The sequence below is a fragment of the Methanosphaera sp. BMS genome (assembly GCF_003268005.1).
Lineage (GTDB): Archaea > Methanobacteriota > Methanobacteria > Methanobacteriales > Methanobacteriaceae > Methanosphaera.
The window spans coordinates 241,385-253,580 of record NZ_CP014213.1 but is presented as its reverse complement, the minus strand read 5'-3'; the positions used below and the strand labels follow the sequence as shown (position 1 = coordinate 253,580).

Annotated in this window: 8 protein-coding genes; 6 read left to right on the top strand and 2 right to left on the bottom strand. The window is 29.9% G+C overall.

Annotation, left to right across the window (positions count from 1 at the left end; genetic code table 11):
• Window positions 1-101: 101 nt before the first annotated feature.
• Complete coding sequence (locus AW729_RS00840) at window positions 102-2,207, top strand: hypothetical protein (protein ID WP_112123294.1); 2,106 nt, start codon at window positions 102-104, stop codon at window positions 2,205-2,207.
• Window positions 2,208-2,627: 420 nt separating this feature from the next.
• Entirely contained in the window at window positions 2,628-4,319 is a 1,692-nt protein-coding gene (locus AW729_RS00835) for a hypothetical protein (protein WP_112123293.1), read from the top strand.
• A gap of 637 nt (window positions 4,320-4,956) precedes the next feature.
• Here the strand turns inward: AW729_RS00835 and AW729_RS00830 are convergent.
• Window positions 4,957-6,537 carry a BspA family leucine-rich repeat surface protein gene (locus AW729_RS00830; RefSeq protein WP_112123292.1) on the bottom strand — a complete coding sequence of 527 codons (1,581 nt, stop codon included), beginning with the start codon at window positions 6,535-6,537 and terminating at the stop codon, window positions 4,957-4,959.
• Between the two features lie 567 nt (window positions 6,538-7,104).
• On the opposite strand from AW729_RS00830, the gene AW729_RS11455 reads away from it, so the two are divergent.
• The 4 genes from AW729_RS11455 to AW729_RS11440 all read left to right on the top strand — a co-directional run bounded on the left by AW729_RS11455 (window position 7,105) and on the right by AW729_RS11440 (window position 8,583).
• Entirely contained in the window at window positions 7,105-7,299 is a 195-nt protein-coding gene (locus tag AW729_RS11455; RefSeq protein ID WP_236951243.1) for a hypothetical protein, read from the top strand.
• 5 nt (window positions 7,300-7,304) lie between these two features.
• Window positions 7,305-7,613: a hypothetical protein gene (locus tag AW729_RS11450; protein WP_236951242.1), complete on the top strand. Its 309-nt coding sequence runs from the start codon at window positions 7,305-7,307 to the stop codon at window positions 7,611-7,613.
• Between the two features lie 219 nt (window positions 7,614-7,832).
• Window positions 7,833-8,285: a hypothetical protein gene (locus AW729_RS11445; protein WP_236951241.1), complete on the top strand. Its 453-nt coding sequence runs from the start codon at window positions 7,833-7,835 to the stop codon at window positions 8,283-8,285.
• Entirely contained in the window at window positions 8,197-8,583 is a 387-nt protein-coding gene (locus AW729_RS11440) for a transposase (protein ID WP_335645364.1), read from the top strand. The genes AW729_RS11445 and AW729_RS11440 overlap by 89 nt, the downstream gene beginning before the upstream one ends.
• Before the next feature lie 201 nt (window positions 8,584-8,784).
• On the opposite strand, the gene AW729_RS00820 is transcribed toward AW729_RS11440, so the two are convergent.
• On the bottom strand, window positions 8,785-11,883 hold the full coding sequence (locus tag AW729_RS00820; RefSeq protein ID WP_112123291.1) for a hypothetical protein: 3,099 nt from the start codon (window positions 11,881-11,883) through the stop codon (window positions 8,785-8,787).
• Window positions 11,884-12,196: the final 313 nt, after the last annotated feature.

Here is a 12,196-nt window from a genome sequence, read left to right as displayed (position 1 = left end):
TTAGGATTTTATCCTTAAACACCATTATCATTAAATTAAAAGCATTAAATAAGAATAATTACTTAATTAAAGTATAAAAAACCTGCAGTGGAGGTATTTAAATGAATAAAACATGTACTGGAAATTTCAAGAACCTAAACCAGCTGATTAATGGAAAAACGAAATCCATCAAATTAGATTATGACATAATCATGGAGGAAGAAGAAAAGAAAATCTTTCCTGAAGGAATAGAAATAACCGAGGATAATTTCACATTAAATGGTAACGGACACACCATTGATGCCCAAAAACTAACTCGAATATTTAAAGTCAATGCTCAAAACGTGACGATTGAAAATATAACTCTTCAAAACGGTTATTCAACCGAAAATGGTGGATGCATATTCAACACCGGTAAATTAATATTAAATGATGTTACACTTCAAAATAACACTGCAGAAAGTAAAAAGGGAATCCTCCATGCGGAAATTGCTTCCGGAGGTGCTATCCACAATGAAGAAGGTACTGTTGAAATATCAGACAGTAGATTATTAGATAATACTGCTCAATCTGAGGGTGGATCCATCAGTAATTGGAATGGAACACTAAAAATAATAAATAGCAGCCTATTGAAAAATAAAACCAACAATGAGTCTTCCCATGGAGGAGCAATTAGCAGTTATGGGAGCTTAACTATTAGCAACAGCATAATTGAGGAAAATTTTTCAGAACATGGTGGAGCTATCAGTTATGGTTATTCGGATATTAAGATAAACGATTGTAAATTCATAAAAAATAGTTCCAAAATATATGGTGGTGCATTATCCGGTTATATTTATTATGAGAACACTATTGAAAATGTCGACTATGATCCTTATCTAAATTGTATTAACTGTGAGTTTATCGCTAATCAATCAGGTATGAATGGAGGAGTTCTTTGGTCAAATCATAGCAATACATTTTCAAATTGTAGTTTCAAAGATAACTTAGCCGATGAAAAGGGAAATATCATATACTTTGATTCTATAGGTGATTTTTCAGCAAATATTCAAGAATGCATTATAAAAAATGATTCTGCAAAGAATTCTGATGTATTTATTGAAAATCGCTCATTTGTCAACATTAATGATACGATAATTGATAATTCTTCAGATAATATTTTTGTTGATAATGTAAATGGAATTTTGAATCTATCCAATATAAGATTCAATAAGAATTATAAGGCTATTCATAACAATTTCATGGTATTAATTGACGATGAGAGTATGAAAAACTTCATAGACTCCACTGAAAATGCCACTGTCAAAAACAAAAATGATACATCAAATTCTTCCAAAAACTTTAATTATCTGGAAGATTTAATAAACGATAGTGATTCAAATGTCATTACTCTCGATTGTGATATAGTCCTGAATTATAATGAAAAAAATCAGTTTAAAGAGGGTATTATCATAAATAGAGATAATTTAACCATAGATGGACAAAATCATGTGATTAATGCAAAGAAGCTTTCCAGATTCTTCCAGATTATTGGTAAAAATGTCACTTTTCGAAACATTAAATTCAAGAATGGATGTTTCTATGGGAAATTTAATGAAGTAAAACAAGGTGGTGGTGCAATAGAGGTTCTGCCTAATGCCACCCTAAACATTGAAGACTGTGAATTTACAGGCAATCATTCCAGAAACATTGCCGGATGCATTAGCAATAAGGGCGTTACAGATATCAGGAATACATTATTTAAAGACAACAGTGCACAGAAAATATGTGGCACAATCTTTAATGTTAATAAATTACATCTATCCGATTGTGAGTTTATAGACAATTTTGCACCTGTTGATAGCGATTACAAAGACAATTACTATAAGACCAGGTCAAATATTCTCAATGAAAAAGATATGACATTGAACAACTGCAATTTCAACAAATCACAGCTATACAAAATTGAAATAGCAAAAATTGCATTGTATTCTTTAACAAAATATTTAAGTATATCTGGAGCTTTAATCTTACCTATAACAATTCTAGGATGGATACTATCTGAATTAACATATATTCTTATTCCATCTTCATTAGAATGGCAAGCTCCGATAACTCTGGCATTAAAAATAGGAATGATCTATATCCTATTAGTAATGATATTGACAACAATTCTATGGGCAATATACAATTATTTTATAGGTTATACTGAAAAACAGGGCTTTGATTATAGCAGTTTTATAAGTTAAAGAGGGATGATAACATCCTTCTACTTCTTTAGAAGTACATGTTTTAATTCATGATTAAATAAGGACTCCGGCAGGATGTGGTAACCACCCCTGCTAAGTAGGACAATTGTCCGAAAAATCACTACTTGAAAACTTCAATATTATTAAAGATATGCTTAAATAAATTAAGAGATTGGTCCAAATCATTATGAATTATTTACTATGGAATTAATATATTGAAGAAGATAGGTGGAATTAAAAAAATAATTGATTGACATGTACATATCAAAAGTGAAGAAATTAAAAAATTGAAGTTTTATATTATGCCGACAGCTATTTAAAAGACATTAAGATTAATCCGATGATAAATGAGAATATGAAATTAGAAATAAATTAATCCGGAAAATAAACAAAATAAATCATTAAATGGGGATAGATTATATGAATAAACTTGATAAAAGGAATTTTACATACTTAAATCAACTAGTAAATAGTAGAGAAAAAACAATAAAACTGGAACACGATATTATTCTAGAAGAAGATGAAATGTTCCCCGAAGGGATAACGATAACAGAAGACAACACTACAATTGACGGCAATGGACATACAATTGATGCCAAAAAACTGACAAGAATCTTCAAAGTCAAAGCAAAAAATGTAACACTTGATAACATGAGCCTGAAAAACGGTTATTCCAATAAGAATGGTGGTGCAATTTACAATGCCCGCAACTCAAATTTAAAAATAATAAACTTAAAGATCATAAACAATACTGCCCGTTGGGGTGGAGCAATACGCAATTATGGTACTTTAAAAATTTTCCATAGCATTATCAAGAAAAACAAAGCAAAAAAAGGAGCAGGAATATATACTGCCAAAAAAACAAAAGTGACAATATATAATTCAAAAATAATCTCCAATACTGCGAGATGGGGAGGAGGAATACATAATTATGGTCGTTTAAGAATATTAAAATCCAGAATAACGAAAAATTGTGCTAAAAAAGCGGGAGCAATATACAATACCAAAAAAGCAACTATGCACATAGGGAATTCATCACTCATATCAAACAATGGAAGATGGGGAGGCTGCATATACAATTATGGTTTTTTGAACGTGCTACAATCCACAATAAATGAAAATACCTCCAAAAAAGGAGCTGCAATATACAACAAGGGTGGAAAAATTCATATAAAATCTTCAAAATTCCACAACAATACAGTAGAGTTTAGTTATAACAAAAAACGTGACATGCTTCTCTACGGAAAGGGAGGTGCCATATTTAATTATAGCGGCAAGATAAATATGGAAAATACCACCCTTAAAAACAACATTGCAGAATATTGTGGAGGAGCCATACATAACAGAAAAACAGCAAAGATGAATCTGACAGACACAACCCTTAAAAACAACAAGGCCAGCTACGGGGGTGCAATAACGAACGAGGGTACAATGTCCATAAACGAATGTGAGCTAAGTGAAAACATTGCCCAAGAGGAGGGTTTTGTAGAATATGGTGGGGCAATAAACAACACCGGACTGTTAATGGTTGAAGAATCCACATTTTTATCAAATAATTCGGTAGAAGGTGGTGGTGCAATACACAATGAGAAAAAAGGAATTGTAAGTATAACAGATACACTTTTGGCAGATAACACATCATTTGATGGTGGAGCAGTAAGCAATGGAGGTAAACTTACCATTAAAAACTGTATATTAACTCATAATGAGGCTCAAGAGGATGGTGGGGCAATAGACAACTTCAAGTATGGGATAATATCAATAAGTGATACTTCCCTCACAAAAAACAAGGCTGATAATGGAGGTTCCATCTCAAACACCGGTCATTTAGGCATATCAAACAGCATCATAGACAACAACATCGCCAACCACAGCGGAGGAGCCATAGCAAATACTAGCATATTTACATTAAGGGAAATGACCACATTCAGTGGAGAAATGACTATAGAAAACAGCAACATAACATCCAACACGGCAGAAAATGCCGGAGCCATAACAAATAGTGGTTTTTTAAATATTACAGAGAGCATTGTTTGTAACAATCATTCGGATGATGGGATAAATATTCAAAACAATGGTAAAATCATGATGAAAAATACAAAAATCCAATGATAAAAATCAATACCTTTTCTCGAAGAACTATATTGTTATAAGCACAGCAATAGAATGATAGTACGAACTCTGCATCCAAGTTAGAAAAGAATACATAAGAACTGAAATAATACAGAAAACACTTAAATAGATAAACTTAAGATATACATCCATCAGAGAATGTGCAACAATTACGTTTCAGGGTTCTTTAGCATGATTTTGTTATACTATGTTCATATTATAATAATTTATGCTGTTATTTTGTTTAGAATATCAGGCTAAACTATATACAATTCATATAGAAAAATAATTGTCGCACACCCTCCCATCAATGTAAAAAAAACTAGAAAATACATATAAGAAAGTATTAGTGGTTGTTAAGAATTATCACTAAAAAAGTTTAAAGTGAAAATAAAGTAAATCTTGTGAACTTTATACAATTCAATCATCCATGGTATGCCTTTGTATCTATGCACATCGGATAATTATTCCTCATTTAGATATACATACCCCTTAATTACACCTTCTCCAAGATACTTATCACATTGGTAGAATTTGGCTTAATTGTTTATTAATTGATTAAAAGTATTGATTTTTTTATGCTGGTTGTTGTATATGTACATTGTTGAGAATAAAATACGTAATTGACTTGAATTAACTATCCTTTATGCCATTTTGGATATTTTATAATTTCATCACAATCTTTAAACACATCATCCATATTTTTAACTTTTGACGTGTCCCAATTACCCAATGCCGATACATCCACCAAAGACTCACAACCACTAAACATAAACTCCATATCTTCAACTTTTGACGTGTCCCAATTACCCAATGCCGAAATATCCACCAAAGACTCACAACCACTAAACATATCAACCATATATTTAACTTTTGATGTGTCCCAATTACCCAATGCCGATACATCCACCAAAGACTCACAACCACTAAACATATCATCCATATTTTTAACTTTTGATGTGTCCCAATTACCCAATGCCGATACATCCACCAAAGACTCACAACCACTAAACATATCAACCATATATTTAACTTTTGATGTGTCCCAATTACCCAATGCCGATACATCCACCAAAGACTCACAACCACTAAACATAAACTCCATATCTTCAACTTTTGACGTGTCCCAATTACCCAATGCCGATACATCCACCAAAGAAGAACATCCATTGAATAAACTAGCCATTGTTGTTACTTTTGATGTATCCCAGTTATTGAGTCCATATAAAGTCTCCAAAGAATCACAACCATTAAACAGATTAGTCATATCTCGTACCTTGTTTGTAACCCCCGTTGCGACTATTGCCTTTAACGAAATTAATTTATCATACTTATAACTTAACTTAGAAGAATGGGACAAATCTTCACTAACATACATGACCTCCGCCTTACTTGCATATTCACCCCAATAACTTGGAATAACCGGCTCTCCAGTAGCTGCTAGTCTTGGAGGATTAGATTTATCAATAACTTCATTCCAACTGGTTAAATTAGTTCCATCATCTAATATAATTAGTACTTCATATCCTTCAAGGTCATAAATGCTGTCCGTTGTAGTGTTTAAGCTTTCAAATTCCTCTAAATATTCGGAATTTTGATAATTAACTTTATCATTGTATTGTTGATTTTTAGATTCTGTTATTTGGAACCCAGTTTGCTTTTGTGATGGTTTTTCGAGAGATTGTGTTTCAACAGGTTTTTCCATTACATTACTCATATATTCTTCAAATACTTTCTTGTATCTCCAGTTGTATTCTTCATCTGTAGTCGTGTATTTTAGAATACCCTGTAATGAAGATATTCTTAGTTCAATACCACCAGTCAATTCGGTTTCCTCCAAATATATTGCTAAAAAAGGTTTTCTTTTATCTAAAGCGTAATTTATTTCATTTCTTACATTTATAGAATCAACAGAATTTGATGTGATAAAAACTATAAATAGTGAACAATCCTTTAAAGCTTTTGCGATTTCTTCTGTCCATTCATTCCCAGGAGATATCCCTTGATCATACCATATATTATATCCATCATCATGGAATCTTTTTATTTCTGGAAACACTTTTTTTGCATCTGTATGTGCATAACTAACAAAAATATATGGCTCGTCTCCTCCATATGCATGAAAGGGTACATTCCAATTATGATCTTGTTTATTTTCAACTATATCATTTTTATGAAGATTCACATTATTATTTTTGAATGTATCGAAAAATCCCATCTTAATCACCTAAAAGTACTACTATTTGTGAATAATATCTATTTATGTAACAATAATTTTGTATCCATCAAGAGATTTTTTTTAATCAATACTATTTTTTAAAACAACCTTTCGTATTATGTCTTCTTTAGATAGTATCATCTTTTTTCTGCTTGAATAATTTGAGATTAAGAAAGATTGTTTAAACCAAAATCGAAAAAATATTCTTTTTTATCGTAATTAGTGTTATTTTCTAATTTATATATTATTTCTTTTTAATACTTATAATTTTGCTATAAATGTTTCATTATACTACACTTAATGGGATTTCGCCAAAAATAATTTTACAATGGAAATAGTACAACTTCAAATTTTTTAAATTCAATTATTTTTAGAATTACATTATTTTTTTAAGAGTTATATCTATATATAAAGATATACTTTTAATGATTTTTAATATAGATATTGATTTTATTCTTATTTTTGTTAATAATCCTTAATTAATTAGTAAAGTTTATATAGTGGATTATACATATTTATTATTATAAATTAAATTAAATAGTTTGTTTATTAATGGTTATGAAAAATATGGATAAGAAACAAGCTAAACTGATTATTAGAACTAATGATTACAACGTTCCAAGTGATCATCTTTCTCGTTTTGTTGTTGATTTTATTGAAGATGCTTATGAAAAATTAGACATTAAAGTAAATGAAAATAAGAGTGGTAGACCCTCTTATAACCTTTGTTCAATGATTAAATTACTTGTTTGGGCTAAATAGAACATATGGATAGTGTAATAATTATTGCAGACATGGCAAAGTACCATGATATATTTAAGTTTGTTTGTAATGGAATTACACCATCAGAACGAACAATACAAAGATATCAAGATGAATACGGAGAATATTATGAGTCCTTTCTACAAATGACATTGAAAAAAGCATCAGAAAAAAAATATACAGAATTTAATCACGTTGCTATCGATGGAACCGTGAAAAAAGCATATAATTCCAACCATAATACAATCTCAAAAAAGAAACACAAATATTACTTCAATACTACAAAGGACTTCAAATTGATGAAAATAAACTGAAAAACCTCCATAAACCTGCTAAAAAATTATATGAAAATCCAAATCCAAGTAATGAAGAAAAATTAGAAATATTATACGACATAGAAACAGAATTCACACTCACTGGACAAGATAAAATACCAATGAACGATAACCAAGCACGTAAAATGAAAGGAAAAAAGGAAACTTCTTAATAGCTTATAATATACAATCAGCAGTTGATTATGATACAAAATTAATTTGTGCAATAAATGTCACACAAAGTCCAACAGATCATTACCAACTACCAAAAATAGCAGACAAAGCAATAAAAAATATAGGAAGAACACCAGAACATATAAATGCAGATACCACCTTTTAAATCCCACAAGCTTATCATACTTTAAAAATAAGAATATTGATGGACTAATACCTACTAGAAAACAATCCAAAGAAATAATAGGAAAATTAAACAAAAACCCATTTCATAAAGACCATTTCGAATATATCAGAGAAAAAGATGTATTTAAATGTCCATCAGGACAATATTTAACATTTTACAATCAATACACAATACCAGACAAAGATCCAGAAAAACCAGCAAAAATAAAACGATTATACAACAATTACACAGCATGCAAAAACTGCAAATATCAAAAAAAACTGCATATCACAAAAACAAACACACAGAACCATCACAGAAAACGGCAATAGATTACAAATAGAAATGTACTTTAAAATGGAAAAAGAAGAATATCAAAAAGAATACAGTAAAAGACCATGTGTAGAAGGACCATTCGGAACATTCAAAGAATTTTACCACATAGAACAAGAAGTCGTAATAGGAAAAACAAAAACAGAAGAAAGAACCTACTTGGATGCATTAACATATAACACAAAAAGACTATACAACTTAAAATACAATAAAAACAATCAAAAAGAAGATATAATGAATTTTTGCGAAAATATATCCGTTACACACCAATTAGCACTTGATGTAAATATATTTTAAAAAAAAATCAAAAAATCATTTTTGGCGGAAACCCAGCCTATTTTTGTATATAATTGTGTTTGTTATAGCATTCTTCAGGTTTTATTATTTGCTTATGTTATAATTTTATTTTTTATACTATTGTTGGTATCGAATTTATTATATGTGTGGTGGTGAATTGTTGTGTTTGGATTATTGCTATAAAAAAAGGATTATGGGGGGTTAATTTGTTATTTTAATTTTGGTTGTGCTGTTTCTCTGTGACTTGTATGCTAGTCTATCCTGTGTTACTATTTCAATATTTGTGTATTTGTTATAGGAAGGTATGTTAATGTTTTTAACGTTTAATATTCCATTGGTTGAATAGTAGTACATGGCTTCTGTACCATTTTTAAGGCTTACTCCGTTTATTTTGATTACACATTTGTTAGGTCCTTTGACAATATTTCCCATGTAGTCCTTGATTGTAGCTGTTAGTGATAACTTGTGAGTCTTGTTGTTTACTGTTGCATTTGCTATTGTGATTGTAATGTTTGATCTTTCAACCTGGAATGTGGATGTGTTTCTAATATTTTCTTGATAGTTTTTATTGTAGAAGCCCGCCAGTATTGTGTGATTTTTTGGGGTCATGGTTTTACCGTCGGTTACACCACTTAATCCTAATGGTATTGTGTATTTTGTGGTTGCTACTCCATTTACTATTTTTACCTTGAGCATCTGTCCATTATTGTCCTTGAGTGTGATTCCGTTTACCTTAAAGTATACGAATTCATCAGCATATTTTACTAAACTGCTACTGTGACCACCATTGGTTGTATCATATACCTTAGCAGTTATGGTTAATACTTGACCTTGTTTGATTGTTTTTACATTAGTTGATACAATAATCGATGCTGTTCTTAATTTTATATTAACTTTGGCAGTGCTACTGTTAGAAGTACTATATATATTTGTACCAATAAAACTTGCCGTGAATTTAGTAACATTTTTCATACTTAAATCAGTGATAATATTTGTAACAGCTTCACCATTAGAAACATAAACTTTTAATGGATTATTAGAACCGGATAGTTTACCATTATCCTTAAGTGTAATCCCGTTGAGTTTAAATATTACACGGCCCCCATCAACAGGCGTACCAGTATTATCTTTAACTAATGCTATTAATTTAAGCTTTTCACCTACAATACCATTTATTGTTTCAACAGTAGTGGTTGTGCTTATTAGTTTAACTGTATCTTCAAATCTATTTCCAATTATAATTACATTGTTTCCATAATTTTGTATGGTGGATGGGTATTTTTTTCCATAATAATTTACATTTCCACTCGCACTTACCCCTTTACCATTGTTATTAACCGAATAACCCGTATTGGATGCTTTGTTGGCTGTGAAGTTATTGTATCTTATTTTACAATTGTTTTCAACATTGTAGATTGCGGAGCCGCTTCGGGCATTATTATCGATAAATTTATTGTATGAAATGTCATTATTTAAACCGTTAGTGTATATTGCTCCACCATACTCTCCGGCATTATTGTTTTTTAATGTACTTTTAGATATAGTTAAATTGCCTGCATTACTTATTACTCCACCACTTCCATTTGCATTGTTGTTGCTAAATGTACATTTGTTGATGGAGATATTACCCGTAGCCCAGTTACGTATTGCTCCTCCAATAGAGTTTGCTGTGTTGTTGTATAGGTTACTTTCAATAATATTTAATGTAGCTCCATTAACATGGCCGTTTAATATTGCTCCTCCACCATATGATCCTGTTGCTTTGTTGTTGTTTAGATTACCTTTAATTATGGTTAAATTTCCACAGTTTCTTATTGCTCCTCCTGTATTATTAGCAAAATTATTGTTTAATATGCTATTAGTGAGGGTAACATTACCTTCAAAATTGTATATTGCACCACCATCATAGTCTGCTTTATTATTGTTTAGAATACTATTGTTAATATTCAAATTTCCACAGTTTCTTATTGCTCCACCACACTCTTCCCAATATTTACCATTAGCACTATTGTTATTAATTGTACTGTTTTTGATTGTTGCATTACCACTATTATATATTGCACCTGCACTATGATTTGCATTATTATTGTTTAACTTACTATTAATTATTGTCAAATTAGCATAATAATTAAATATTGCTCCACCAGTACGACCTGCATTACTATTATTAAATAATACACTATTTATTATATTTAAATTAGCATTATTGTATATTGCACCTCCATGATTGTTGTATACCTTATTGTTATTTAATTCACTATTATAGATAGTTACATTACCATAAGAGTTATATATTGCTCCTCCACAATATGTGTAATAATTAGGAATACCAGTTCCATTGCTTTTAACATTATTTTTGTTTAATATGGTATTATAGATAGTAGAATTACCATAATAATTGTATATTGCTCCTCCATTAATGCATGATTTATCGTTGCTTATTATATTGTTGTTGATGGTTAAAGTACCATAAGCGTTATATATTGCTCCTCCAAACCCTTTTGCATTATTGTTATTTAAAATACTGCCAGTAATAGTTAAATTATCTCGATAAATACATATTACTCCCCCATCATCAGCAGCATTGTTATTGTTTAATGTACTGTTGTTGATGGTGAAATTACCATATTCAGTGTATATGGCTCCCCCATCTAATGCATTGTTGTTATTCAATGTACTATTTTTGATTGTTATATCACCATAATAGTTGTATATTGCTCCACCGTACCTTGCATAATTATTATTAAAGGAGGAATTTGTAATGCTTAACGTTCCTTTGTTGTATATTGCACCGCCACCACTCCATGAATTGTTATTATGACAATTACGGATATTGAGGTTATTTATCTTAACAGTTGAATTTTCTAATATTTCCATAAATTGGTATTTATTATCCCCATTTATTGTCTTGCCATTACCATTAATATTTAATTGATGTATGGACTTATTTAATATTAAATTATTTGTTAATTTAATATTTGATATAATGTTTAAGGTAACATTACTATAGGTATTCTCTGTTAATGCTTTTTCAAGAGTATTATAATTATTTACAGCATATGTTTTACTTGATGTTTTTAAATTTTTATCTTCTTTTTTTATTTCCTTACTTTCTTTTGATTCTTTTGTTAAATCTGTTTGTACCTGTGATGTTTCAGGTGCAGTATTATTCATTATTATATTGCTTAAATCTGATGTATCAGTACTTACTGCATCTATAGATATGTCACTTGCACTGGATACTCCTACAAATAAAAATATTAGTGAAATTACAAATAACATTTTCATGATTATTTTCATGTAGTCTTCCTCCAACTTATTTAATTTATAATGAGGGTGTTTTAAAGGTAGGACTAATATATATACTTTCAAGTTTTTACCTTTTGAAACACCAAATAATGACTAATTATTTAGAAATAATAATGAGAACATGCAACAATTCCTTTTAGAGGTTTTTTAGCTAGATTTTCTTATAACTATGTTCATAATCATCAAATATAATTGATATTATGTTTAATATATAATATGAAAATATATAAAATTCATATAGCAAAAAAAATTGTTGCACACCCCCATAATACATTTATCAAATATCCTCATAACTGATGGTAAA